Below are 24,110 nucleotides of genomic sequence, written 5' to 3'. Positions count from 1 at the left end.
GGGCTCGATTGGCGGAATCTCAGGTCGGCGGAGCGGGTTTGGCCGGTGGCCTGCCCGGTTTGGGGTCGAGCATGATCAGGGGGCCGTACGCTGGCCGGCAACTCGGGCAGGCTTTGCACCTGCCCGGAATTTGAACGAGTGGCCCCCTGGTCTTGCTCGACGCGGGACCCGAACCGGGGAGGTGGCTAAAGCCGTGGAGCCGACCGCCCCAGCCACAGAGGGGTTTCCCGCCTTCTGCCCGCTGCACGTAGCGCGCCGCCGGGCGCGGCCAGCCGGGGCGGAGACAGGAGGCAGGCCGCGCCGCAGAGGCGGCGCGCGCCCGCGCCGTGCGCGGGTCTTGATTAAGTAGGGAAAGTTCTACCGCGCTGGGCTCAGGCGCTTGCCGTCATGGCTTCGGACGTGCGGGCCTTCCTCGTCCAGGGCGTCCAGTAGCCGGACCGCGTAGACCTCGGACATCCGCTCGGTCACTTCTTCCGGCGTGAGCCAGGCAACCGCGGTCGACTCGTCCGAGGTGCGCTCGATGCCACCCGAAGGCTTGCACCGGAAGACCAAGGCGACGATGCCGCGCGTCGTGTTCTTGTAGACGCCGGACAGTTCGTCCACCTCGACGTGGATGCCCGTCTCCTCCAAGACCTCGCGCTTGACGCCCTCTTCGGGGGCCTCGGTGAGCTCCAGGACTCCGCCCGGCAGTTCCCATGTCCCGTTGTCCGCGCGGCGGATCGCCAGTAGCCGGCCGTCCTCGCGCAGCACTGCTCCGGCGACAGACACGGAGTGCATCGGCGTTGACGTGCTTTGCTGGGACCCGTTACTCATGTACAGGAGCATAGGAGGAAGAGAAGGACTATGGGAACTGCGGTGGGAGGTGGCAGGGCCGTACCTCGGTACGTGCAGATCGCCGACGAGATTGTGCAGCAGATCAGGGCGGGTCTCCTCAAGCCTGGGGAGATGGTGCCGAGTGAGTCCGAGCTGGTTGAGCGCTACGGCGTCTCAGGCGGAACGATCCGCAAGGCCATGGTGGAAGTCCGGGCCAGTGGGCTCGTCGATACCCGCCACGGCAAGGGCTCGATGGTGAAGGACCGGCCGCCCGTACGGCAGCGGTCGTCAGACCGGTTCCGCAGGTCACTCAGGCGAGGCGGCAAGGCCGCGTACCTGGCGGAGTCGGAGCAGTCAGGCGCTACGGCCAAGGTGAATCTCTTGTACAGCGGCGCTCTGGATGCGCCTGCCGAGATCGCTGACCGGCTTGGCATCGAGGCCGGCACTCAGGTGCTCGCGCGTCGGCGCCTCTACTTCCGCAACGGGACTCCCGTCGAGACGGCTACCTCTTACGTGCCGTGGGACGTGGCGAAGGACATCCCCGAGCTGTTCGCCGAGAACCCTGGCCCCGGTGGCATCTACGCCCGCTTGGAGGATCACGGGCATGAGTTCTCTGAGTTCGTCGAGACCTTGGAAGCGCGTCTTGCCACCAAGGCGGAGGCTTCGGAGCTGGCTCTGAACCCTGGCGCCCCGGTCGTGCACCTCATCCGGAACGCAGTAACCGAAGAGGGCCGCGTGGTGGAGGTCTGCGACACGCTCATGGCCGCTGACCAGTTCGTTTTCACCTACCGGATCCCGGCGACCGACTGACGCCCGCTCAACTCCCCACAGCCCGCCGTGACTTCTTCGTCTCGGCGGGTTGACTCATGTATAGGAGTCGTGCACTCTTCTTTATGTCACTCATGTACATGAGTGGCGGAGTCCAGCACTTCTAGAGGAGTGATCTCTGTGCGTGTGATCCCCGTCGACATGACCGGTGTGACCGTGATGGTTGCCCAGCCGCCCCAGACGAAGATGCGCGACAAGAAGAACGGCGTTGTGGCCGTCGACATCGAGACCGGCGGTTCTCTCATGACCGTTGACGTGCTGTTCGTCGCCAATGGCAATGCCGAAGTCATCACGGTGACCGTGACCGAGGACGACATCTCTGGTGAGCTGACCATGGGCACCCCGGTGGCGCTCACCGGCCTGGTGGCCCGGCCGTGGGAAAACGAGTTCAACGGGCAGAAGCGTCACGGGATTTCGTTCCGCGCCGCTGCCGTTACCTCGCTGGCGGCCTGACCGATGACCGCCGGACAGGACTTCGCGCTCATCGGCCTCGGGCTAAGCGTCGCGGGACTGCTGGTTCTTCGCCACCAGCGTCCCGTCTGGTACTGGTTCGCCTTCGGAGCCCTGGCAAAGCTGGCCCGGATTTCGATCACGTACCGCTCTGTCATGGAGGCGTGTGGCCTTACCGAGCCGCCGTCTCGCCTTCGGCTCACCATCGCCGCCGCTACAAGGCGAACGCCTTCCCGGATGGTGCCGCGCCTGACTCGGGTGCGTATCACTGCCAGTGGCCTGGTGTTACGGATCAAGATGCAGCCGGGGCAGGAGGTCCACGACTTCGAAACGGCGACCGAGCGCCTGCGGCACTCTTGGCACGCCTACGCAGTACACGTCTCCGCGCTCTCTCCGGGCTGGCTCCAGGTCAAGGTCGTCGGGTACGACGTGCTGCGAAGGGTCGTGATGCCTCGCGCCGCAGATCCCAAGCTGCTGAGTGTCCCGGTGGCCCTGCGCTCCGACGGGTCTGTGCATACAAGGGACTTCCGGACCGTTGCCCATGAGTTGGTGATGGGCGCGACGGAGTCGGGGAAGTCGGTATACCTGCGCGGCCTGGTGGCGGGGCTCGCTGCGCAGCCGGTCGCTCTGGTCGGCATCGATTGCAAGTGGGGCGTGGAACTCGCCCCCTTCGCCTCCCGGCTGTCGGCTCTGGCCTGCACCCCGGAAGAAGCCGCGGACCTGCTTGACGCCCTCGTCGTGGAGATGACCGAGCGCTACGAACTGATCAGGACCGTCCAGCGTCTCGCGCCCGGCTCTTCTCCGGAGTCGATTACCTCGGACATCTGGGGGCTGCCCGACGACATGAGGCCGGTGCCGGTCGTCGTCTTCATCGACGAGGTGGCAGAGCTCTTCCTCACGGCGTCCGCCGCCGACGAGAAGCGCCGGGACCAGATGGTCACGCAACTCGTCCGGCTCGCCCAGCTCGGCCGAGCTGCGGGCATCTACCTCGAGGTGTGCGGACAGCGCTTCGGTGCCGAACTCGGCAAGGGTGCAACCGCGTTGCGGGCCCAGCTCACTGGGCGAATCTCCCACCGGGTCAATGATGAGACCACCGCCAAGATGGCGCTGGGAGACATCAGCCCCGTGGCCGTTCTCGCTGCGACCAACATAGGGCCCGATCAGCGCGGCATGGCGGTGGCTGGTGACTCCTCCGGTGGTTGGTCCCTCGTCCGCAGCCCGTTCACCGGCCTCGCCGAGGCGGTCGCGGCCTGCAATGAGTACGCGCACCTGACGCCCGGCATCCCTGGCTTGGAAGCGTTCCGCCCGGTGGCACCAGCCAAGGCGTTCGCCCTGGTCCCGGACGAGGACTGAGGCCATGCGGTCATCGTTCCGGCTGGATGCCGTACTCGTGCAAGCCGTGATCGCCGGTGCTCTGTCCTTCTCACACCTGCACGACCTTGCTCAGGCGGCCGGGCAGGACGGTTGGAAGGCATGGGCCTACCCGGTCTCTGTGGATCTGCTGCTCGTCGCCGCCTGGCGTCGGCTTCGCACCCTCCGGGACTCCGACGCTCCGAGGCGGGCCGCCTGGTCCTGGTTCGTTGTCGCCCTTGCCGCCTCCCTCGGGGCGAACATCGCCACCGCCGGATTGCTCGACCTCAACGACGTGCCGGACTGGCTCCGCATCCTCGTCGCCGGGTGGCCGGCACTCGCCTTCCTCGGCGGAACGCTCCTGGTGCACACCCCGGACTCCGAGCGTGCGGAGCCCACGCCGCTCGAATCAGTCGAGGCTCAACCCGAGCTGGTGCGCGAAGAGACCGCCGAGCCTGAGCCCGTTCCAGCCCCGGAACTGCCCGCTGCGGCACCTGCCGTACCGCCTGCACTGATCACCCATGCGCGGAAGCTCGCCGACGACCACCGATCGGCTACGGGCCAAGCCATCGACACCGACACCCTGCGCGCCCGCCTCGGTGTCCCGGCTCCGATGGCCGATGCCATCGCCGCCCAACTCACCTGAAAGGAAGTGAGCCGACCATGGCTCGCAATCGCTTCTGGGACGTCGACCGCATCGGTCCCGTTCAGATCGGCACCCACCGCGACCGTCATGGCCGGGAGGCGCACGCCGCTGCCTGCACCGCTCCCGGCTGCGACTGGTCGGCCGACTACCTCAACCGCGCCGCCGCCGAGCTGGCCGCCCGTACGCACCGCTGCAACCCCCGCTGAGAGCCAAGGAGATCACTGCCATGGACGTACCGCTCTGGCTCGCCCTGATCGTCGTCGGCGCCCTCGGCATCAAGCTCGTCCGCCCGCCGCTGTGGTTGGTCGCCGTCCTGCTGCTGGGCGGCTACCTCCTCGCCGACAGCTTCCTCACCCCGGTCATCGACCCGATCGCCAAGTAACCCGCCTGGAAGGAGAACCACCGTGTTCAAGCCCAAGTACCCGGCGCCCGACACGTACACCCCAAACGCTCACACCCACGCCCCGGTCCCGGTCCCGGTCGAGAAGTCCGCCCCGTCGGCACCCGCACCCGCCCGGTCAGGTCTCGTCGACGTTGCCCGCAGCAATCCCGCTGCCGCCGTGACCGGTGTCGTCGTGGTCGGCGTGGTGCTCACCTCCTCACTCCTCGCCGTCGCCATCACAGGGCTCGCGCTGTCCATCAGCGGCGTCGTGCTCCTGGTGCTCATTCGCATGCTCCGCCAGGAATTCCGCCGCTGACCGGCCTCCGGGCGGTGCCACAAGCCGCCAAGCATCGCCACTGCCCGGACGGCCCACGCAATCCCTTCCAACCGCAACGAAGGAGAACCGTGGACACGCAAGCACTCGCGTTATCCCTGCCGCTCATCGGCTGGGCCGCTCACTCGGGCCTGCTCGCCCGTGGCCTGGCCGCCGCCCGCCGCGACCCTCTGACCAGGCTTCGCACCCGAGCCGGGTGGACCACTGCCGCCGAGCGCATCGTCCGCCGTCACCGGGACGCGGTCGTCCTGCTGCTCGACCTGGACGACTTCAAGAACCTCAATGACTCGTACGGCCATGCCGCCGGGGACGCCGCGCTGACCGCCACCGCCACCCGCCTCACTGCCTGGTGCGGTCGACACGGCATCGCAGGCCGTCTCGGTGGAGACGAGTTCGTCGCTGCGATCCGCAACGCTGACCGCACTGCGGAGCTCGAGACGCTCGCCCGCACGCTCAACGAGCCGTTCCCGTACGGCGACCAGTCGCTTCCCGTCTCCGTCTCGGTCGGCTGCTGCCGCCTCGCGGAACTGACCACTCGCACGCTCAGCGACGCGCTCACCGCCGCCGATGCCGCGATGTACGCCGCCAAGGGCACCCCCGGCCGTCGCGGCCCTCGCCCTACCTCTCGCTGACCGGCCTCCGGGCGGCGCACAAGCCGCCAAGCATCGCCGCCGCCCGGACGGTCCGGCCCCTTCCAACCGCAATCGAAAGGACCACCATCATGGCCCAGCACACCCATGCCCGGACGCGTGTTTGCCCCGACTGCGACGGCTTCCCCCTCGTCGCCATCGACGCCGGCACCCGCCTCCCTGACGGCACCCGCGCCACCCTCCGAGTGACCTGCCGCCGCTGCAAGGGCACGGGCACCACGGTCTCCCCGGCCCCGCTCGCCCTCGGCTACCAGGAGCGCGTGTGACCGACACCGCGACTCTCGCGGGCCTGGACCCGGACACCTTCGGCGATCTGCTGCGGGTGGCCGGGTCTCCGGGCTTCGACCGCTGGCGCGACCAGGTGCGACGAACCGGCGGCTGTGCGAACCCAATCCACCTCACCGGCTGGACCCTCACCAAAGACAAAGCCACTGGCGCGGCTCTGCACCGCTACTCCACCGATGACGAGCCAGGCGGACGACTCCGCGTCGCCTGCGGCAACCGACGCGCCTCGCGCTGCCCGGCCTGCGCCTGGATGTACGCCGCCGACACCTACCACCTGATCCGGGCCGGACTCGCGGGCGACCAGGACAAGGATGTACCGGCCACCGTCCGGGATCACCCGCGCGTCTTCGCCACGCTCACCGCGCCGAGCTTCGGTCCGGTCCACAACCGCCCGGACTCCGGCCGCTGCCGCTGCGGCACCGGGCACGCTCCCGACGACGACGCACTCGGCACGCCGCTCGACCCGGACACCTACGACTACGCCGCCGCCGTGCTCTTCAACAACCACGCCGGGAACCTGTGGCAGCGCTTCACCAACCGGCTGCGCCGTGAGATCGCCGCCCGCGCGGGGCTCACCCAACGCGAACTCAAGGGGGTCGTACGCGTCTCGTACGGCAAGGTTGCCGAGTTCCAGAAGCGCGGGGCCGTCCATTTCCATGCTGTCGTACGTCTCGACGGGCCTGATGGTCCCGAGGACCCGCCGCCCTCTTGGGCCTCGGTGCAGCTGCTGACCGACTCCATCCGCGCGGCCGTCACCCACTCGTACACGTCCATCACCGTCCCGGCCGCCGCCGACCAGCCCACCCGTGAGCTTCGCTGGGGCTCGCGGCTCGACATCCAGCCCATCCGAGCTTTCAAGGCCGGCACCGACATCACCGAACAGGCCGTCGCCTCCTACGTGGCCAAGTACGCGACCAAGGCAGCCGAGACAACCGGCACCATCGACCGCCGCGTCGGCAACCGTGAGGTCCTGGTGCTCCTCGACGTACCGGAACACCCGCGCCGCCTCATCGAAGCGTGCTTCGACCTCGACGGCCTGTATCCCGATCGAAGGCTGCGGGCCTGGGCTCACATGCTCGGCTTCCGCGGTCACTTCTCCAGCAAGTCACGCCGCTACTCGACCACCCTCGGAGCCCTCCGCCAGGTCCGCGCCGACTACCGCGCCGCCCAACAGCGCGAAGAGCTGGGCGTGTCCGACCCCGACCAGGACCCGACTGTCCTCGTGCTCACCGACTGGCAGTACGCGGGGCAAGGCCACACACCCGGCGAGTCCGTCCTCGCCGCATCCATCGCAAGAGATCTCCAGCTCAACCGCGAAACCGCACGTGAAGCCCTCGCTTTGGAAGGAGACCGGTCGTGAGTGACCACCTGCTGACCGTCGAGCAAGCCGCCGAACGCCTCGGCACCACCGTCCGTTTCCCCCGGCGGCTCATCGCCGAACGGCGCATCGCCTTCGTCAAGGTCGGCCGCCAGGTGCGGATCGCGGAAAGCGTCCTGGACGCCTACATCGACGGCAACACAGTGCAGCCCATCCGCCGCCGTCGGTCCCGCTACGGGAAGGCCGCCTGATGGGCAACAAGAAGGGAAGTCGTCGCCGCTTCGGCGCCGTGCGGCAATATCGGTCCGGCCGTTGGACCGCCAGCTACCTGGGCCCGGATGGACAGGAGTTCCGCGCACCCGAGACGTTCGAGACCAAGCGCGACGCTGAGGTGTGGCTCTCACAGATCGAGGCCGACCTCTCGCGCGGCAACTGGCAGGACCCGGACGCGGGCGCCGTGAACTTCAGGGAATACGCCCTCCAATGGGTCGACGAGCGCGGGCTCGCTCCCACCACGGACGAGCTGTACCGCCGACTGGCGCGGCTGCACCTCCTGCCCACCTTCGAGGGCCTGGACCTCGACCAGATCACCGCACCCCGCGTCCGCACCTGGCGGGCCGAACGACTGGCCGCCACCGGGGCCGCGACGACCGTCGCCAAGGCGTACCGACTGCTCAAGGCCGTCATGGAGACAGCCGTCGATGACGAGCTGATCCGCCGCAATCCGTGCCGCATCAAGGGCGCGGGCAAGGAGTCGTCCGCCGAACGACAGATCGCCACCGTCGACCAGGTCGACGAGCTCGCCAACGCGGTCGGGCCCCGCTGGCGGCTGATGGTCTACCTCGGCGCGTATGGACCGATGCGACCGGAGGAACAGGCGGAGCTCCGCCGCAAGGATGTCGACCTGGACGCCATGACCGTCCGCATCCGCCAGGCAGCCCCCGAGCTGACCACCGGCAAGCGGGCCGAGGGGCCGACGAAGTCCGAAGCAGGAAAGCGCGTCGTGGTTCTGCCGGCCTTTCTGCGGACCGACCTTCGGCGGCATCTCGACTGGTACGCCGAGAAGGGACCGGACGGACTCCTGTTCGTGGGGGAGAAGGGCAAGCCGTTCCGGCGTTCCACCTTCGGGCGGAAATGGCGCCGGGCCCGCGCGCTCGTCGGCATGCCGGAAGACTTCCGGTTCTACGATCTTCGTCACACCGGGCACACCCTCGCGACCCGCTCCGGTGCGACGCTCAAGGACACGATGGTCCGAGCCGGGCAGTCGTCGGAGAAGGCCGCGCTGATCTATCAGCACTCTGATCTTGAGCGACAGCAGGAAGTGGCGAGCGGGCTGGATGATCTCGTGAGGGCCGCCCGTAAGAAGGCTGATCGGGGGCCTTCTGGTGCGGATCTGGTGCGCGACGCTTGAACTGGTCCAGACAACAAAGAAGCCCCGGGCCGCTGGCCTGGGGCTTTTGCGTGGAGCGGGTGACGAGAATCGAACTCGCGCTCTGAGCTTGGGAAGCTCATGTTCTACCATTAAACTACACCCGCGCGACGGGCCGTTGAGCGGCGCCGCGTTCGTCCGACAGTGTACCCCAGTCGCCGCCCCGGTGTGTGTGGCGGGGATTTCGTGTCGGCGTGGGGGCGTAGCTTGGTGGGCGGAGTGCCGCCTGGAGTGGCGTCCTGTTCATCCCCTAATGTGGCTTTCTCGTCCACGCTTTGTTGGGGAAGGGACTTGATGGACTTGATGGAGCCCACCGTCGTCCGTTGTGCCGAAGGGCACGTGTTCAGCACCACATCGTTCCCGCTGCAGCAGCTCGGAGCCGGCCGGATCGGTCCGGGGAGGCTCATCCGCTGTCCGCGCTGTGCGCGGCTTCGGAATGCTGTGCCGGTTGTGCTGGAGCAGCGCTAGAGGTCGGCCGGAGGTCGGAGAGAGAGGCGCGCGGGGTCGTCCGATTGGGGCGGGCCCGCGCGCTCTGCGTATCCTCGGGGCGTGCTTCTCTCAGACAAGGACATCCGGGCCGAGATCGATGCCGGACGCGTGCGTATTGATCCGTACGACGAATCCATGGTGCAGCCCTCGAGCATCGACGTGCGGCTCGACCGCTACTTCCGGGTGTTCGAGAACCACCGCTACCCACACATCGATCCGGCTGTCGAGCAGGCCGATCTGACGCGGCTGGTGGAGCCGGAGGCGGACGAGGCGTTCATCCTCCACCCCGGTGAGTTCGTGCTGGCGTCGACGTACGAGACGATCACGCTGCCGGACAACCTCGCCTCGCGGCTGGAGGGGAAGAGCTCGCTCGGGCGGCTCGGGCTTGTTACTCATTCGACTGCCGGGTTCATCGATCCCGGATTCTCCGGGCATGTCACCCTCGAGCTCTCGAATCTGGCCACCCTGCCGATCAAGCTCTGGCCCGGCATGAAGATCGGCCAGCTGTGCATGTTCCAGCTGAGCTCGCCCACGGAATTCCCGTACGGCTCCGAGCGGTACGGGTCGCGTTATCAGGGGCAGCGCGGGCCGACGGCCTCGCGGTCCTTCCTCAATTTTCATCGGACGCAGGTGTGATGCCGGGCATGGGTGCATGGATACGGGTGCATGGATATGAGTGACGTACGGGAGAACCTGACCTACGAGGGGTTCGGCAACGCGGTGCGCGAGCTCGCGCAGACCATCGCCGACGACGGGTACGAGCCCGACATCGTACTGAGCATCGCCCGTGGCGGGGTCTTCGTCGCCGGCGGGCTGGCCTACGCGCTCGACGTCAAGAACATTCACCTGGTGAATGTGGAGTTCTATACGGGGGTCGGGACCACTCTCGAGATGCCGGTCATGCTGTCGCCGGTGCCGGACGTGATCGACTTCAGTAATAAGAAGGTGCTTATTACTGATGATGTGGCTGATACCGGCAAGACCCTCAAGCTCGTGCACGACTTCTGCCTCGATCACGTGGCGGAGGTCCGCAGCGCGGTCGTCTACGAGAAGTCCCACTCGCTCGTGAAGTGCGAGTACGTGTGGAAGCGCACCGACGAGTGGATCAACTTCCCCTGGAGTGTGCAGAAGCCCGTCGTGCGGCGCACCGGGCAGGTTCTGGACGCGTAGCGCGTAGCGCGCAGTGGGAAGGGCCCCGGTGCGGATTTCGCGCCGGGGCCCTCTTCGTCCTGAGGCATGGTGGGTGGGCGGGTGGGTGGTGCCTGCGTCAGATCGTGCCCAGTTTGATCAGGGACAGCAGGGCCACCAGCTGGATCGCGGACGCGCCCAGGGCCTTCTGCCACGGCAGGTCGTGCGACTTGCTCACCATCGAGGTGAACAGGGCCGCCGCTCCCAGCCAGGTCACCCAGCCGAGCACCTGGACCAGGCTGTTCTCGCCGCCGAGGAAGATCGCGAAGACCAGGCGCGGGGCGTCCGTCATCGACATGATCAGCATCGAGAGGCCGACGGTCGGCTGCCAGGAGCCGTCGCCGCCGAGCTGGCGGGCCAGGGTGTGCGTCACCGCGCCGAGGATCAGGCCGCAGATGATCACCGCGATGCCGGTCGTCAGGACGTACGGGATGGCATTCGTCAGGGTCGCGTTGATGGCCTCTTCGCGGGCCTTGTCGAAGCCGAAGATCGCGAGCAGGCCGTAGAGGAACGTGACGACCAGCGCCGGGCCCCACACCGCGTAGTCGCGCATCTGCCAGAACGTCGGTCCCGGGCGCAGCACGATGCCGCTCAGCAGCTGCTTCCAGTGCAGGCGCGGGCCTGTGGGCGGGGCGGGAGTGTTGCCGGCGTGGTAGGTGCTGCCGTCGCCGTACGGGTCCTCGCCGATGCTGAAGGCCTGCGTGTGGCCCGGGTTGTTGTTGGGGTTGATGTTGGAGTTGTTGCTGTTGGCGTACTGGCCACCTCCCCCGGGAGCGCCGTGTCCTCCGTAGCCGCCCTGGGCGTGGCCCGGGTGCGGGTGCGGGTCCGGTTCGCCGAAGTATTCGGGCTCGCCGTGCTGTCCGCCGTACTGCGGTGCCTGCGGCCACTGCTGCTGGCCGTACGGGGGCTGAGGCGATGACGCCTGCTGCCCGTACGGCTGTTGCTGCCGTTGCTGCTGTTGCCGCTGCGGTTGTTGTTGCGGGGTGCGGTTGTCCCGGCCGCGTCCGATCCTGAATCCAGCCACATAATCGAACGTACCTGGTCCGGATGCGCCGTATGCCGGGCCTGCCGCTACAGGCCCGGCTTTGCGGCCGAGCTGTGACATCCCCTAGGGGGCTCCCTTGCGGCATGGCGGGACGCATGGTGCGCGTGCGTCCGAGTCAGTGGGGCGTGGAGAAGACCGCCGTGGAGAAGGTGATGGTCCTCTTCGCGGCCGAGGAATGGAGCGTGACGACGTCCGTCGTCTCGCCCCGGTGCGTACGTACGACCGTGTCCGGCTTCTTGTCACCGTCGTAGTCCGCCCGGCGCAGGACGCTCGTGGTGAGCGTCTCCTCGCCGGCCGGGAGCTTGCCCGGCGCCGGCTTCACCGCCTTGAAGGTGTACGTACCGCCCGGGCGCCCGGGGCCCGTAGGGCCGCCGAGCACCAGCTGTGCGCGGGCGGCGGTTCCGGGCTCGTGCGCGCGGGTGGCGGAGACCAGGTCGTCGTAACCGTCCTCGTTGACGTCGGGCGCGAGGTCGGGGGAGACGAGGACGGGGCCGACGCCCGGGATCGCGCCCGCGGCCGCGCGCGGGGCGCCGGCGCGCGTGAACGGGCCGCGCAGGTAGCTGAGGCGGCCGCCGCTCGCGGTCACCGCCAGGTCCTTGCTGCCGTCGCCGTCGAAGTCGCCGCACACGGGGTGGTCGGGCCACTCGTTGCCGAACCGGGCGCGGTCGGGGATGCGGAGCTTGACCGCCTTGCCGGTGAGACCGTTCGCAGAGCCGAAGAGGATCTGGAGCGGTACGGGCGGCATGCCCGTGCCGTTGAACGGCGGGTCCGTGGTGACCACCAGGTCGGCGTAACCGTCCTTGTCGAGGTCGCAGGCCGCCTCGGCGTCGAAGGCGGCGGGGAGCACGCCCTCGGTGCGGGCCGCGTTGCGGGCGGGCGTGAGGAGCTGGCGTACGGCGGGATCGAGCGCCCGCGGGGCCCCGGAGCCGTACACGATGCCGATGCCCGCGTCGTCGCCCAGACGGTCCTCGGGGCCCTTGACCAGGTCGTTGAGGACGAGGTCGCGGTGGCCGTCACCGTTGAAGTCCTCGGCTGCGCGGCTGCCCTTGCCGTTCGGTACGGGGCGCAGGGGAGCGGCGGCCTTGTTCGCCATCGCGGCGGGTGTGGAGTCGGCCTTGGCGCCGGTGGCCGCCGGGGAGTCGCTGTCGGCGGAGGCGCCGCAACCTGTCAGCAGTACCGCGCAGCTCACTGCCGCCGCTGCGATCCCTCTTCGCACGATCCACCTCGTCCGTATCGCCAGTAGCAGCCAGTAGCAGCAAGTATCAGTTGCCACATGATGCTCTTTTTTGACCGCGGCGGTAAGTGGAGTGCACGAAAGCGGCCGGACCTGCCCCCGAGACAGATCCGGCCGCTTCTTCGGCTGTGTGCGTGCTACGTGCTACTTCACCGGTTCCGGCTCCGGCGCGTCCTCGGACTCCGCCTCGCCCGCGGGCTCGGCCGGCGTCTTCACCGAGTCGAGGAGCAACTGCGCCACGTCCACGACCTGGAGGGATTCCTTCGCCTTGCCGTCGTTCTTCTTGCCGTTCATGGAGTCGGTGAGCATGACGAGGCAGAAGGGGCAGGCGGTGGAGACGATGTCCGGGTTGAGGGACAGGGCCTCGTCGACGCGCTCGGTGTTGATGCGCTTGCCGATCCGCTCCTCCATCCACATGCGCGCGCCGCCGGCGCCGCAGCAGAAGCCGCGTTCCTTGTGGCGGTGCATTTCCTGCTGACGCAGGCCGGGGACGGCGGACATGATCTCGCGCGGAGGCGTGTAGACCTTGTTGTGGCGGCCCAGGTAGCAGGGGTCGTGGTACGTGATGAGGCCCTCGACCGGGGTGACGGGGATGAGCTTGCCCTCGTCGATGAGGTGCTGGAGCAGCTGCGTGTGGTGGATGACCTCGAACTCGCCGCCCAGCTGCGGGTACTCGTTCGCGATCGTGTTGAAGCAGTGCGGGCAGGTGGCGACGATCTTCTTCGACGACTTGGGCTTGCGTGTCGACGGGTCTTCGTCGTCTTCGCCGTACGCCATGTTCAGCATCGCGACGTTCTCCTGGCCGAGCTGCTGGAACAGCGGCTCGTTGCCGAGGCGGCGGGCCGAGTCACCCGTGCACTTCTCGTCGCCTCCCATGATCGCGAACTTGACGCCCGCGATGTGGAGGAGTTCCGCGAAGGCCTTCGTCGTCTTCTTGGCGCGGTCTTCCAGCGCGCCCGCGCAGCCGACCCAGTAGAGGTACTCGACCTCGGACAGGTCCTCGATCGTCTTGCCGACGATCGGCACCTCGAAGTCGACTTCCTTCGTCCACTCGACGCGCTGCTTCTTGGCGAGACCCCAGGGGTTGCCCTTCTTCTCCAGGTTCTTGAGCATGGTTCCCGCCTCGGACGGGAACGCGCTCTCGATCATCACCTGGTAGCGGCGCATGTCGACGATGTGGTCGATGTGCTCGATGTCGACCGGGCACTGCTCGACGCACGCGCCGCAGCTGGTGCAGGACCACAGCACGTCCGGGTCGATGACGCCGTTCTCTTCGAGCGTGCCGATCAGTGGGCGCTCGGCCTCGGCGAGGGCGGACGCCGGGACGTCCTTGAGCTGCTCGGGCGTCGCCTTCTCGTTGCCCTCCATGTCCTTGCCGCCGCCCGCGAGCAGGTACGGCGCCTTGGCGTGCGCGTGGTCGCGCAGCGACATGATCAGGAGCTTCGGGGAGAGCGGCTTGCCCGTGTTCCAGGCGGGGCACTGCGACTGGCAGCGGCCGCACTCGGTGCACGTGGAGAAGTCGAGGATGCCCTTCCAGCTGAACTGCTCGACCTGGCTGACGCCGAAGGTGTCGTCCTCGCCCGGGTCCTCGAAGTTGATTTCCTTGCCGCCGCTGGTCATCGGCAGAAGCGCGCCCAGCGCGGTGCCGCCGTCGGACTCGCGCTTGAACCAGATGTTCGGGAAGCCGAGGAAGCGGTGCCAGGCCACACCCATGTTGGTGTTGAGCGAGACCGTGATCATCCAGGTGAAGGACGTGACGATCTTCAGCGCCGCGAAGAAGTAGGTGAGGTACTGGAGCGTGCCCACGCTCAGGCCGTCGAGGGCCGCGATCAGCGGGTACGAGGCGAAGAACCCGGGCTCCCAGCTGTCGACGTGGTGCAGCGCGCCTTCCAGGGCGCGCAGCGTCATGATGCAGACGCCGACGATGAGGATGACGGCCTCGACGAAGTACGCCTGGCCCGTCTTGGAGCCCGTGAAGCGTGACTTGCGCCCCGCCCCGCTCGGCCTGTTCAGCTGCCGGATGACGATCAGGGTGACGATGCCGAGCACCGTCATCAGGCCGAGGAACTCGGTGAAGAGTTCGTACGGCAGCCAGTCGCCGATGACCGGGATCAGCCAGTCGGCCTGGAAGAGCTGGCCGAAGGCGTTGACGATCGTGAGCAGCAGCGCGAAGAAGCCCACCGCCACGAACCAGTGCGCCACGCCGACGATGCCCCAGCGGTTCATCCGGGTGTGGCCCAGGAACTCCTTGGCCAGGGTGATGGTGCGCTGTGTGGGGTCACCGGTGCGGGAGCCCGCGGGCACAGGCTGGCCCAGCCGCACGAAGCGGTAGATCTGCGCGACGGCTCGGCCGAACAGCGCGACGGCTACCACCGTGATGACCAGCGACACGATGATCGCGGCGAGTTGCATGAGGGGCTCCTCGGGCCTGCGAGGGTGAGAGCTCAGTGGGGATTACTAAGCGGTAACTTATCCAGTCCGTGCTGAGCGTACCCACTTATGCCGCCGCACTGTAGCCGCGCATGCGGTGATCTGTGTCGCGTAAGGGTTCCCTCAGCATTTGGCGGCGAGGACCGCCGGGATCGTGCGAGCCAGGATGGCCAGATCGAGGCCGAGCCAGTGCTGCTCGATGTAGTGCAGATCCAGTACGTCCATCTCCTCCCACGGCAGCTCGGAGCGCCCGCCGACCTGCCACAGCCCGGTGAGACCCGGCCGCACCAACAGTCTCGCCCATGTGGCCGACGGGTGGCCGGGCGGCAGGGCGCACGGGCCGACCAGGGACATCTCGCCGCCCAGTACGTGGATCAGCCGCGGCAGTAGGTCCAGACGCGTCCGGCGCAGCAGCCGGCCGGCCGGGGTGCGCGGATCGGCGCGGAGCGTCAGCATCTCGAAGGGGCGGCCGGCCAGGCCCGCGCGGATTTCCCGTACGAGAACCGGACCCGGCGACGTTACGGCTGCGGCCGTCGCGGTGAGGAGCAGGAGAGGGGCGGCGATCGGCAACAGGGCGAAGGTGACCGCCAGGTCGAAGATGCGCTTCGCGGGCATGTGGCGTACCTTTTCACGCCTTTCGTCCCGAGATGGCGCATCGGCGGACATGGGCGTGCCGTACTCGTGCCGTGCTCATGCCCATAAGGGCCGCATAAGAGTTGAGCCTCCTCGACTCAGCTCTGTTGACGGGTTGGGATCCGTCGTGCATCCTTGAGTCTGTTCCACTCAAGTCAGCTGGAGGAATCGAAATGGCACGTGCGGTCGGCATCGACCTGGGCACCACTAACTCCGTCGTCAGCGTTCTGGAGGGCGGCGAGCCCACCGTCATCACCAACGCCGAAGGCGCCAGGACCACGCCGTCCGTCGTCGCTTTCGCGAAGAACGGTGAAGTGCTGGTAGGCGAGGTTGCCAAGCGCCAGGCGGTCACCAACGTCGACAGGACGATCCGGTCGGTCAAGCGCCACATGGGCACCGACTGGAACATCGAGCTCGACGGCAAGAAGTTCAACCCGCAGCAGATGAGCGCCTTCATCCTGCAGAAGCTGAAGCGCGACGCCGAGGCCTACCTGGGCGAGAAGGTGGCCGACGCGGTCATCACCGTCCCGGCGTACTTCAACGACTCCGAGCGTCAGGCGACGAAGGAGGCCGGCGAGATCGCGGGCCTGAACGTCCTGCGCATCGTCAACGAGCCGACGGCCGCCGCCCTGGCGTACGGCCTCGACAAGGACGACCAGACGATCCTCGTCTTCGACCTCGGTGGCGGCACCTTCGACGTATCGCTCCTCGAGATCGGCGACGGCGTCGTCGAGGTCAAGGCCACCAACGGTGACAACCACCTCGGTGGTGACGACTGGGACCAGCGGGTCATGGACTACCTGGTCAAGCAGTTCCACTCCGGCCACGGCGTGGACCTCTCCAAGGACAAGATGGCGCTCCAGCGCCTGCGCGAGGCGGCCGAGAAGGCCAAGATCGAGCTGTCCTCCTCCACCGAGACCTCGATCAACCTGCCGTACATCACGGCGTCGGCCGAGGGCCCGCTGCACCTGGACGAGAAGCTCACGCGCTCGCAGTTCCAGCAGCTCACCGCCGACCTGCTGGACCGCTGCAAGACGCCGTTCCACAACGTCATCAAGGACGCGGGCATCCAGCTCTCCGAGATCGACCACGTCGTTCTCGTCGGTGGCTCGACCCGTATGCCGGCCGTCGCCGAGCTCGTCAAGGAGCTCACGGGCGGTCAGGACGCCAACAAGGGTGTGAACCCGGACGAGGTCGTCGCCATCGGCGCCTCGCTCCAGGCCGGTGTCCTCAAGGGCGAGGTCAAGGACGTTCTGCTCCTCGACGTCACGCCGCTGTCGCTTGGTATTGAGACCAAGGGCGGCATCATGACGAAGCTCATCGAGCGCAACACGACGATCCCGACCAAGCGCTCCGAGATCTTCACGACGGCCGAGGACAACCAGCCGTCCGTCCAGATCCAGGTCTACCAGGGCGAGCGCGAGATCGCGGCGTACAACAAGAAGCTCGGCATGTTCGAGCTGACCGGCCTGCCGCCGGCCCCGCGTGGTGTCCCGCAGATCGAGGTCGCGTTCGACATCGACGCCAACGGCATCATGCACGTCGGTGCCAAGGACCTCGGCACCGGCAAGGAGCAGAAGATGACCGTCACCGGTGGCTCCTCGCTGCCGAAGGACGAGGTCAACCGGATGCGCGAAGAGGCCGAGAAGTACGCGGACGAGGACCACAAGCGCCGCGAGGCCGCCGAGACCCGCAACCAGGCCGAGCAGCTCGTCTACCAGACGGAGAAGTTCCTCAAGGACAACGAGGACAAGGTCCCGGGTGACGTGAAGACCGAGGTCGAGACGTCCATCACCGAGCTGAAGGAAAAGCTCAAGGGTGAGGACACGGCCGAGATCCGCACGGCGACGGAGAAGGTCGCGGCCGTCTCTCAGAAGCTGGGCCAGGCCATGTACGCCAACGCCGAGGGCGCTCAGGCCGCGGGCGGCGACGCTCCCGGTGCGGACGGTCAGGCCAAGGCGGACGACGACGTCGTGGACGCCGAGATCGTCGACGACGAGAAGGACGCCGGCGCCGGTCGTCAGGGAGGCGCCGCATGACGGAGGAGACTCCGGGCTTCGAGGAGAAGCCCGACGTCCCTTCCGGCGCCACTCCCGAAGACGCCGAACCGCAGGCTGCCGCGCCCGAAAAGGCAGGGACCGACTCCGTCGAGGAGTCGGGCCCGGCGGCCCCGGCCGGGGACGTACAGGATGTACAGCAGGACGTAGCTCTGACCGCACAGCTGGACCAGGTACGTATGGCGCTCAGTGAGCGCACCGCGGACCTCCAGCGGCTGCAGGCGGAGTACCAGAACTACCGTCGCCGCGTGGAGCGGGACCGGGTCACGGTCAAGGAGATCGCTGTCGCGAACCTCCTGAGCGAGCTCCTCCCGACCCTCGACGACATCGGCCGCGCGCGTGAACACGGCGAGCTGGTGGGCGGGTTCAAGTCGGTCGCCGAATCGCTGGAGACGGTCGCCGCCAAGATGGGCCTGCAGCAGTTCGGCAAGGAGGGCGAGCCCTTCGACCCGACGATCCACGAGGCGCTGATGCACTCGTACGCACCGGATGTCGAGGAGACGACGTGCGTCGCGATCCTGCAGCCTGGTTACCGGATCGGCGAGCGGACCATCCGTCCCGCGCGGGTCGCGGTGGCCGAGCCGCAGCCGGGGGCCACGCCCGCCAAGGCGGACGAGCCCGAAGCCAAGGCTCCGGACGAGGAGAGCGGTGGCCCGGACGAGGGCTGACGTGACCGGTAGCGGTACGAGTAGCGGTACGGATACGAGTAGCCGTACTAGTACCCGTACTAGTAGCGGTACTCATAGCAGTAACAGGTGTTGTAGCGGCAGCAGGAAGGAGGGACGTCGGGGATGAGCACGAAGGACTTCGTCGAGAAGGACTACTACAAGGTTCTCGGCGTCCCGAAGGACGCCACCGAGGCCGAGATCAAGAAGGCGTACCGGAAGCTCGCCCGCGAGTTCCACCCGGACGCCAACAAGGGCGACGCCAAGGCGGAGGACCGCTTCAAGGAGGTCTCCGAGGCGAACGATGTCCTCGGTGACCCGAAGCGGCGCAAGGAGTACGACGAAGCTCGTGCTCTGTTCGGGAACGGCGGCTTCCGCCCGGGCCCGGGCGCCGGCGGCGGCTCCTTCAACTTCGACCTGGGCGACCTCTTCGGAGGCGCCCAGGGCGGGGCCCAGACCGGCGGTGCCGGCGGGTTCGGCGGCGGCCTCGGGGACGTGTTCGGGGGCCTGTTCAACCGGGGCGCCGGCCCGGGTGCCCGTACCGGTACGCAGCCGAGGCGCGGCCATGACATCGAGTCCGAGGTGACGCTCAGCTTCACCGAGGCGGTCGACGGGGCCACGGTCCCGCTGCGGATGTCCAGCCAGGCCCCGTGCAAGGCATGCTCCGGCACCGGCGACAAGAACGGCACGCCGCGTGTGTGCCCGACCTGCGTCGGTACGGGACAGATCTCGCGCGGCGGCGGTGGCGGCTTCTCGCTCACCGACCCGTGCGTCGACTGCCGGGGCCGTGGGCTCATCGCCCAGGACCCCTGCGAGGTCTGCAAGGGCAGCGGCCGCGCCAAGTCGTCGCGCACCATGCAGGTCCGGATCCCGGCGGGCGTTTCCGACGGCCAGCGGATCCGGCTGCGCGGCAAGGGCAGCCCGGGCGAACGGGGCGGCCCGGCGGGCGACTTGTACGTCGTGGTCCACGTGGACGCCCACCCGGTCTTCGGCCGCAAGGGCGACAACCTCACCGTCACCGTGCCCGTCACCTTCGTGGAGGCGGCGCTCGGCGGCGAGGTGAAGGTCCCGACGCTGGGCGGCCCGCCGGTCACCCTCAAGCTGCCGGCCGGCACGCCGGGCGGCCGCACGATGCGAGCGCGGGGCAAGGGCGCGGTCCGCAAGGACGGCACCCGAGGCGACCTGCTGGTCACCGTGGAGGTCGAGGTGCCCAAGGACCTTGACGACAAGGCCCGCGAGGCGCTGGAGTCCTACCGTGAGGCGACCGCCGGGGAGGACCCGCGGGCGGAGCTGTTCCAGGCCGCGAAGGGAGCATGAGATGGACCCGCGCATGCGTCGTAACCCGTACCAGCTCACCGACGAGTCACCGGTGTACGTCATCTCCGTCGCGGCCCAGCTCTCCGGTCTGCACCCGCAGACCCTGAGGCAGTACGACCGCCTCGGCCTGGTCTCCCCGGACCGCACGGCCGGGCGCGGCCGGCGCTATTCGGCCCGCGACATCGAACTGCTGCGCACCGTCCAGCAGTTGTCGCAGGACGAGGGCATCAACCTGGCCGGCATCAAGCGCATCATCGAGCTGGAGAACCAGGTGACCGCGCTCCAGCAGCGCGTCGCCGAACTCTCGGCGGCGGTGGAGGGCGCGGCGGCCGCGCTCCAGCAGCGCGAGGCGCAGGTGCACGCGTCGTACCGGCGCGACCTGGTCCGGTACGAGGACGTGCAACAGGCGAGCGCGCTGGTGGTCTGGCGCCCGAAGAGGACGCCGGAGTAGGCCGGCCGAGCGAGCCATGAGAAGGCCCGGGACCCCACGTCATGGGGTGCCGGGCCTTTCGCTGTGCGGGGTGGAGGGGCTTGGGGGGGGTGGGGGGTTTGGGGGGTTTGGGGGTCGGGGGTAAAGACAACCACTGGTTGCGTCTGGGGGTTTCGGGCCGTCCTGAGCGCTCGAGTGTCGGTGGGCCGGGGCGGCGCGTCAAGGGCGCTCCCTGCGGTCGCGTCGCTGCGCGATGGGCCTGCGGCCCACCCTTGACCCGCCGCCCCGTCCCACCGCTAACGCTCAATAGGGGACGGCCCAAGAAAAAACGCCCTGCACGGGGGCTCCGGGGAGGGGCGCGGGTGGGTTTGGTGGCTGTCGGGTTGGTGGGTGGGGCGCGGTCGGTCTAGGGGCGGCTCGGCCCCAGTCTCAGCGGGTGCGGGAACGGTCGTTGGTTCACCATCCCCATTCCGACGCACACGCGCACCCAGGTTGGGTGGGCGGTCGGCCGTCCGGGTCGACCTGCGGACTGATGTCTGCTCGGGTGGGGCGCGACAGTTGAATGGGGTGACTCGGGCGGGTTCGGCGTCCACCCCGTCCGGTGGTCGGTCGAGCTACAAGCACGGGGCTGGGCTTTGTGGGTGGAAGGGCACCCAGGGGCGAGTTGTCCTGTCGACGATCAAGGCCGGGGCGGACGTCCCGGCCGGTAGGGCCGACGGTCGAGACCCTCGCCCTTCCCGGGCCGGATGCCACACCACCGGCGTGGCATGTGCCTCGGGTGTTCGTATGTCCGAGCCGACATCCGGTGAGACCGTCGGGCATGGTGTCGTCCAGTTCTTGCTCCGCCCGGGAAACGTCGACTCAAGCCACGTACAGAAGTCCGTTGTCGCTGTGATGGGTCGCCCGATGCGATGAACTCGACAATTGGTGAATCTCGGCGCCCCTCGCGCCTCACTCGTCACAGCCGTTGGGCTTTCGGTCATCGCGGGAGCGTTTCGACCCACGCGCAGGCGCGGTGGGATCGAAAAAGGGATGCCGTTGCGGGGGGCGACTCGGCGGATGTGACTGGTGAGCTTGGTGTGGTGACTTGTCGGCCGTCGGTGACTTGCAGGGGGACGCTTGGCGGGCTTGGGTGCGGCCGGGGCGCTTTTCCGCCCCCGTCACGGCCGAGGCAGCGGTCCGGCTGTCGCTTTCTGCACGAGCCGGTCGCCTCACCCGCCCCCTTGGGGGAGTCGGGTGCAACGAACTCGACACTTGACGAGTCCTGACGCCTCACGAATCACACCGGTCCCACCCGTATCGCTTCCGGTTGTCATGGGAGCGTTTCGACCCACAACGGCCCCACGAACCGCGCGAACCGATCGGATGGTGCGGCTGGCGTGGGTGGGATGGCGGGCCGGAAGGCCCCCAGGCGCGCCGGGTTTTGTTCCCGGCCACGGCGTGGCCTGCTGGTCGCAGACGCGCCGCAGCCATCGGCAGAACCACACCGTTGGGTGCCCTTCCACCCACCAAGCCCGGCAACCTGCTTGCAGTCCTGCCGACCACCGGTGGGGGTGGACGCCAGACCGGCCCGAGTCGCCCCATTCAACTGTCGCGCCCCACCCGCAGACGGGACGGTCCGCAGGTCGATCCGGTTGGGCGGCCGCCTACCGGCGTGGGTGCGCGTGTGCGTCGAGTTTGGGGGCGGTGCACCAGCGGCCGTTCCCGCACCCGCTTAGCCTGGGGCCGAGCCGCCCCCTAGAGCTCGTGCGCCCCACCCACACACCCGTCGCCCGGCAGCGGTGAGTGACCACTTGCCGGAGTTTCCCCGTGGGCTCCCCCCGGGGGCCGCCCCCCTTAAGCATTGCGGCGGAGGTTCGGCGGTCAAGGGTGAAGCGCAGCGCAATCGCCGCAGGCGACGCGACGCAGGAGCGCCCTTTACCGCCGGGCCTCCGACGCCACCCTCACCAAAGGCGGCCCCCACACCAGACGCAACCAACGCCACGGGCCCACCGAAGCCCCCGCTCCCCACCCCCGCTTCGCGGAGTCACGGCCGCGCGGCATCACCGCGTACCCGCCGCGCGGCATCACCGCGCGCCGCACCGCGTAACGGCATCACCCCGCACCCCCCGCGCCGCGTCACCGCGTTGTGTCGGCCTTCGGGGTGGCGGAGGCCTCTGCCGACAGTGGTGCCTCGCCGCCCGCTGCGTCGACGGCTGCGACGGCGTAGTAGTACGTCGTCCCGTTGGTCACTTCCGTATCCCTGAACTCGTTGTCCGTGGTCACCGGCAGCGCGGTCGCGTTCTCCTTCGTGACGCCGGGCTCCGTCGCGCGGTACACGCGGTAGCCGGTGATCGCGGGCGCCCCCTCGTCCGCCTCCACGTGGTCCCAGACGAACCACACCATCCCGTCGTGGCCGGACATGTCGTAGATCCGAGTCGCGGCGGGCGGCTGATGCGCCTGGTACACGGGCTTGAAGGAGCCGGAGGCGGGGGAGGCCACGCCGTACTGGGTTACCGCGACTACCGCGTAGAAGTCGTCGCGTTCGCCCGCCGGGATGTTGTCGACGGCGAGGCCCGGGTTCTGCGTGACGCGGTACGGCCCCGCGTCGGGGCCGGTGGGGACAGGGCTCGTCGCGCTCTTGTAGATCCGGTATTCGGTGACCGGGACGTACGGGCCCGCCGTCCACTTCAGCTCCAGCCGGCCACCGGTGAGGGTCCCGGTCAGTTCCTGCGGCGCGGTCGGTACGGACTCCGGGCCGACCGCCCGCTCGCCGACCACCCACTGCGTCTTCGCCGACTCGTTGCCCGCCGCGTCGACGGCCGTGACGCGGTAGCGGAACCGCTGGCCCGCCTGGCCGGTGGTGTCCTGGAGCGTGAGTTCCGCCGTAGTGCCGACCTTTGTCTCTACGTCCAGGTCCTCCGGCGCGCGGTAGACGTTGTACGCCTTGGTGTCGGCGGCGGCCCCGCTCTGCCACGCCAGCGTGACGCCTTTGTCGTCCTCCGCGGTGACGGTGGGCGCGGTGGGCGGCAGGGGCGGGGTGGTGTCCGGGCCGGCGACGGCGACGTGGGTGGCGTACGGCGACGCGTTCCCGGCCGCGTCCACCGCCTTGACCGTGTACTTGTACGACGTCACCGCCGGGTCGAGGGCTGTGTCCGCGTACGCCGGGCTCGCCATCGCCTCCAGCGTGGCGATCTTCGCGTAGTCGCGGGAGTCCCCGGCCGCGCGGTACACCTCGTACTTCGCCGCGTCCGGGACCGCCTGCCAGGTCAGGGAGTTGGTGTCGGCTCCCTCGGACTTGCCGGCCAGGCCGGTGGGGGCGGCGGGCGGTGTCGCGTCCACGGTGGTGACGGGCATGTCGATGCTGCCGGGGCCCTCGCGCCCGGCCTTGTCGACCGCGCGGACCTCGTAGTACCAGACCTCGCCGGTCGCGGGCGGGACGCCGGTGTATGTGGTGCCGGTGAGGTGGGTGGCCCCTGTGACGTTGATGTACGTACTGGTGCCCTTGAGGCGGCGGAAGACGCGGTATCCGGCCAGGTCCATCTCGGCGTTCCGGGACCACGTGACGGTCGCCCTGCGGGTGGCCGTGTCGTACGTCGTCTTCGCGCCCGTGGGGGCGAGGGGAGGGGTTGTGTCCACGTCGGGGGAAGTGCGGGGTGTGTAGGTGAAGTTGACGCTCGCGGAGCCGGTGAAGGCGGCGTAGTCGACGCGCAGGGTGTGGGTGCCCTTGGGGATCGTGACGTTGACCGTCTTCTTCTGGAGGGTGGTGACGTCCTGCCACAGGTCGATCTGGCGCACCCCGTCGACGTACACCCTGATGCCGTCGAGCGCCTCGGCGGTGAGCGAGAAGGGTCCGCCGGAGCCGAAGTCCCGGGTCACGGACCAGCGGACGCCGAAGTTGTCGTTGGGGAGGGTGGCGCCGGGCGGGTCGCCGGTGCCGTAGTTCTCGGCGATGGCGGCGTCGCAGGCGGTGGCGGCTGGTGTGCCGCTGAAGGTGGTGTTCGCGAAGAGCTGCGCCTGCCATTGCGGCGAGGCGCAGGCGGCGGCTGCGGCGGACGCCGGGGTGGCGGCGAGTGCGTACACCGTCCCGGTGGCCATGACTAGGGCGGTGGCCGCGGCGGCGGCGCGGAGGGCGGCTCTGGAGTCCACGTGCACGGC

The 24,110-nt window shown here is 68.8% G+C and carries 24 protein-coding genes and 1 tRNA gene; 18 read left to right on the top strand and 7 right to left on the bottom strand.

Features of this window, described 5'->3' with window-relative positions; all coding sequences use genetic code 11:
* Positions 1-357: 357 nt before the first annotated feature.
* Entirely contained in the window at positions 358-825 is a 468-nt protein-coding gene (locus tag AC1P0E_RS15745) for an NUDIX hydrolase (RefSeq protein WP_482742788.1), read from the bottom strand.
* Between the two features lie 18 nt (positions 826-843).
* Here AC1P0E_RS15745 and AC1P0E_RS15740 point away from each other — a divergent pair, with 18 nt between their 5' ends.
* The 12 genes from AC1P0E_RS15740 (at position 844) to AC1P0E_RS15685 (ending at position 8,467) form a co-directional block, all read left to right on the top strand.
* Complete coding sequence (locus AC1P0E_RS15740) at positions 844-1,623, top strand: GntR family transcriptional regulator (RefSeq protein ID WP_482742787.1); 780 nt, start codon at positions 844-846, stop codon at positions 1,621-1,623.
* A gap of 138 nt (positions 1,624-1,761) precedes the next feature.
* Positions 1,762-2,094 (top strand): SCO3933 family regulatory protein, encoded by a 333-nt coding sequence (locus AC1P0E_RS15735; RefSeq protein WP_482742786.1) that lies wholly within the window; start codon positions 1,762-1,764, stop codon positions 2,092-2,094.
* 3 nt (positions 2,095-2,097) lie between these two features.
* Entirely contained in the window at positions 2,098-3,444 is a 1,347-nt protein-coding gene (locus AC1P0E_RS15730) for an FtsK/SpoIIIE domain-containing protein (RefSeq protein WP_482742785.1), read from the top strand.
* Positions 3,445-3,448: 4 nt separating this feature from the next.
* Positions 3,449-4,087: a DUF2637 domain-containing protein gene (locus AC1P0E_RS15725; RefSeq protein ID WP_482742784.1), complete on the top strand. Its 639-nt coding sequence runs from the start codon at positions 3,449-3,451 to the stop codon at positions 4,085-4,087.
* 17 nt (positions 4,088-4,104) lie between these two features.
* The gene (locus AC1P0E_RS15720) at positions 4,105-4,293 is read left to right on the top strand and encodes a mobile element transfer protein (RefSeq protein ID WP_482742783.1); all 189 of its coding nucleotides are present in this window, start codon (positions 4,105-4,107) and stop codon (positions 4,291-4,293) included.
* A gap of 20 nt (positions 4,294-4,313) precedes the next feature.
* Positions 4,314-4,469: a hypothetical protein gene (locus AC1P0E_RS15715; protein ID WP_482742782.1), complete on the top strand. Its 156-nt coding sequence runs from the start codon at positions 4,314-4,316 to the stop codon at positions 4,467-4,469.
* A 22-nt stretch (positions 4,470-4,491) separates the two neighbouring features.
* Positions 4,492-4,785: a SpdD protein gene (locus tag AC1P0E_RS15710; protein ID WP_482742781.1), complete on the top strand. Its 294-nt coding sequence runs from the start codon at positions 4,492-4,494 to the stop codon at positions 4,783-4,785.
* A gap of 89 nt (positions 4,786-4,874) precedes the next feature.
* Positions 4,875-5,435: a GGDEF domain-containing protein gene (locus AC1P0E_RS15705; RefSeq protein ID WP_482742780.1), complete on the top strand. Its 561-nt coding sequence runs from the start codon at positions 4,875-4,877 to the stop codon at positions 5,433-5,435.
* Positions 5,436-5,524: 89 nt separating this feature from the next.
* Positions 5,525-5,719 carry a hypothetical protein gene (locus AC1P0E_RS15700; protein ID WP_482742779.1) on the top strand — a complete coding sequence of 65 codons (195 nt, stop codon included), beginning with the start codon at positions 5,525-5,527 and terminating at the stop codon, positions 5,717-5,719.
* Entirely contained in the window at positions 5,716-7,098 is a 1,383-nt protein-coding gene (gene repSA, locus AC1P0E_RS15695) for a replication initiator protein RepSA (RefSeq protein ID WP_482742778.1), read from the top strand. The genes AC1P0E_RS15700 and repSA overlap by 4 nt, the downstream gene beginning before the upstream one ends.
* On the top strand, positions 7,095-7,307 hold the full coding sequence (locus AC1P0E_RS15690) for an excisionase family DNA-binding protein (protein ID WP_482742777.1): 213 nt from the start codon (positions 7,095-7,097) through the stop codon (positions 7,305-7,307). The genes repSA and AC1P0E_RS15690 overlap by 4 nt, the downstream gene beginning before the upstream one ends.
* Entirely contained in the window at positions 7,307-8,467 is a 1,161-nt protein-coding gene (locus tag AC1P0E_RS15685; RefSeq protein WP_482742776.1) for a tyrosine-type recombinase/integrase, read from the top strand. The genes AC1P0E_RS15690 and AC1P0E_RS15685 overlap by 1 nt, the downstream gene beginning before the upstream one ends.
* 51 nt (positions 8,468-8,518) lie before the next feature.
* Here the strand turns inward: AC1P0E_RS15685 and AC1P0E_RS15680 are convergent.
* A tRNA-Gly gene (locus AC1P0E_RS15680) sits at positions 8,519-8,592 on the bottom strand.
* Between the two features lie 442 nt (positions 8,593-9,034).
* Between AC1P0E_RS15680 and dcd the strand changes: the two genes are divergently transcribed.
* Together dcd and AC1P0E_RS15670 are read left to right on the top strand one after the other, a co-directional pair.
* Positions 9,035-9,610 carry a dCTP deaminase gene (dcd, locus tag AC1P0E_RS15675; protein ID WP_482742775.1) on the top strand — a complete coding sequence of 192 codons (576 nt, stop codon included), beginning with the start codon at positions 9,035-9,037 and terminating at the stop codon, positions 9,608-9,610.
* Between the two features lie 36 nt (positions 9,611-9,646).
* The gene (locus AC1P0E_RS15670; RefSeq protein WP_482745771.1) at positions 9,647-10,144 is read left to right on the top strand and encodes a phosphoribosyltransferase; all 498 of its coding nucleotides are present in this window, start codon (positions 9,647-9,649) and stop codon (positions 10,142-10,144) included.
* 97 nt (positions 10,145-10,241) lie between these two features.
* Here AC1P0E_RS15670 and AC1P0E_RS15665 read toward each other — a convergent pair whose 3' ends face one another.
* The 4 genes from AC1P0E_RS15665 to AC1P0E_RS15650 form a co-directional block, all read right to left on the bottom strand.
* Entirely contained in the window at positions 10,242-11,186 is a 945-nt protein-coding gene (locus AC1P0E_RS15665; RefSeq protein ID WP_482742774.1) for a Yip1 family protein, read from the bottom strand.
* Positions 11,187-11,322: 136 nt separating this feature from the next.
* Complete coding sequence (locus AC1P0E_RS15660; RefSeq protein WP_482745770.1) at positions 11,323-12,453, bottom strand: FG-GAP repeat domain-containing protein; 1,131 nt, start codon at positions 12,451-12,453, stop codon at positions 11,323-11,325.
* Between the two features lie 132 nt (positions 12,454-12,585).
* Positions 12,586-14,853, bottom strand: a complete 2,268-nt coding sequence (locus AC1P0E_RS15655) for a (Fe-S)-binding protein (RefSeq protein WP_482742773.1) — start codon at positions 14,851-14,853, stop codon at positions 12,586-12,588.
* Positions 14,854-14,994: 141 nt separating this feature from the next.
* Positions 14,995-15,486: a sugar transferase gene (locus tag AC1P0E_RS15650; RefSeq protein ID WP_482742772.1), complete on the bottom strand. Its 492-nt coding sequence runs from the start codon at positions 15,484-15,486 to the stop codon at positions 14,995-14,997.
* Positions 15,487-15,677: 191 nt separating this feature from the next.
* Here AC1P0E_RS15650 and dnaK point away from each other — a divergent pair, with 191 nt between their 5' ends.
* From dnaK to AC1P0E_RS15630, 4 genes are all read left to right on the top strand, one after another.
* Complete coding sequence (dnaK, locus tag AC1P0E_RS15645) at positions 15,678-17,543, top strand: molecular chaperone DnaK (protein ID WP_482742771.1); 1,866 nt, start codon at positions 15,678-15,680, stop codon at positions 17,541-17,543.
* The gene (gene grpE, locus AC1P0E_RS15640) at positions 17,540-18,229 is read left to right on the top strand and encodes a nucleotide exchange factor GrpE (RefSeq protein WP_482742770.1); all 690 of its coding nucleotides are present in this window, start codon (positions 17,540-17,542) and stop codon (positions 18,227-18,229) included. The genes dnaK and grpE overlap by 4 nt, the downstream gene beginning before the upstream one ends.
* Before the next feature lie 123 nt (positions 18,230-18,352).
* The gene (dnaJ, locus tag AC1P0E_RS15635) at positions 18,353-19,543 is read left to right on the top strand and encodes a molecular chaperone DnaJ (RefSeq protein ID WP_482742769.1); all 1,191 of its coding nucleotides are present in this window, start codon (positions 18,353-18,355) and stop codon (positions 19,541-19,543) included.
* Between the two features lies 1 nt (position 19,544).
* Positions 19,545-19,994 (top strand): heat shock protein transcriptional repressor HspR, encoded by a 450-nt coding sequence (locus tag AC1P0E_RS15630; RefSeq protein WP_482742768.1) that lies wholly within the window; start codon positions 19,545-19,547, stop codon positions 19,992-19,994.
* Positions 19,995-22,091: 2,097 nt separating this feature from the next.
* On the opposite strand, the gene AC1P0E_RS15625 is transcribed toward AC1P0E_RS15630, so the two are convergent.
* Positions 22,092-24,107, bottom strand: coding sequence for a fibronectin type III domain-containing protein (locus tag AC1P0E_RS15625; protein ID WP_482742767.1), 2,016 nt, complete (start codon positions 24,105-24,107; stop codon positions 22,092-22,094).
* Between the last annotated feature and the right edge of the window lie 3 nt (positions 24,108-24,110).

It is taken from the genome of Streptomyces sp. TRD_SC_5 (assembly GCF_056836825.1).
The sequence above is the reverse complement of the archived record's forward strand: the minus strand, read 5'-3'. Positions and strand labels throughout refer to the sequence as shown.

Bases quoted from the DNA above. Each gene is read 5' to 3' on its own strand.
- AC1P0E_RS15745 (WP_482742788.1), bottom strand. From the start codon at position 825: ATGCTCCTGTACATGAGTAACGGGTCCCAGCAAAGCACGTCAACGCCG.
- AC1P0E_RS15740 (WP_482742787.1), top strand. From the start codon at position 844: ATGGGAACTGCGGTGGGAGGTGGCAGGGCCGTACCTCGGTACGTGCAG.
- AC1P0E_RS15730 (WP_482742785.1), top strand. From the start codon at position 2,098: ATGACCGCCGGACAGGACTTCGCGCTCATCGGCCTCGGGCTAAGCGTC.
- AC1P0E_RS15725 (WP_482742784.1), top strand. From the start codon at position 3,449: ATGCGGTCATCGTTCCGGCTGGATGCCGTACTCGTGCAAGCCGTGATC.
- AC1P0E_RS15720 (WP_482742783.1), top strand. From the start codon at position 4,105: ATGGCTCGCAATCGCTTCTGGGACGTCGACCGCATCGGTCCCGTTCAG.
- AC1P0E_RS15715 (WP_482742782.1), top strand. From the start codon at position 4,314: ATGGACGTACCGCTCTGGCTCGCCCTGATCGTCGTCGGCGCCCTCGGC.
- AC1P0E_RS15700 (WP_482742779.1), top strand. From the start codon at position 5,525: ATGGCCCAGCACACCCATGCCCGGACGCGTGTTTGCCCCGACTGCGAC.
- AC1P0E_RS15685 (WP_482742776.1), top strand. From the start codon at position 7,307: ATGGGCAACAAGAAGGGAAGTCGTCGCCGCTTCGGCGCCGTGCGGCAA.
- AC1P0E_RS15670 (WP_482745771.1), top strand. From the start codon at position 9,647: ATGAGTGACGTACGGGAGAACCTGACCTACGAGGGGTTCGGCAACGCG.
- AC1P0E_RS15655 (WP_482742773.1), bottom strand. From the start codon at position 14,853: ATGCAACTCGCCGCGATCATCGTGTCGCTGGTCATCACGGTGGTAGCC.
- AC1P0E_RS15650 (WP_482742772.1), bottom strand. From the start codon at position 15,486: ATGCCCGCGAAGCGCATCTTCGACCTGGCGGTCACCTTCGCCCTGTTG.
- dnaK (WP_482742771.1), top strand. From the start codon at position 15,678: ATGGCACGTGCGGTCGGCATCGACCTGGGCACCACTAACTCCGTCGTC.
- grpE (WP_482742770.1), top strand. From the start codon at position 17,540: ATGACGGAGGAGACTCCGGGCTTCGAGGAGAAGCCCGACGTCCCTTCC.
- dnaJ (WP_482742769.1), top strand. From the start codon at position 18,353: ATGAGCACGAAGGACTTCGTCGAGAAGGACTACTACAAGGTTCTCGGC.
- AC1P0E_RS15630 (WP_482742768.1), top strand. From the start codon at position 19,545: ATGGACCCGCGCATGCGTCGTAACCCGTACCAGCTCACCGACGAGTCA.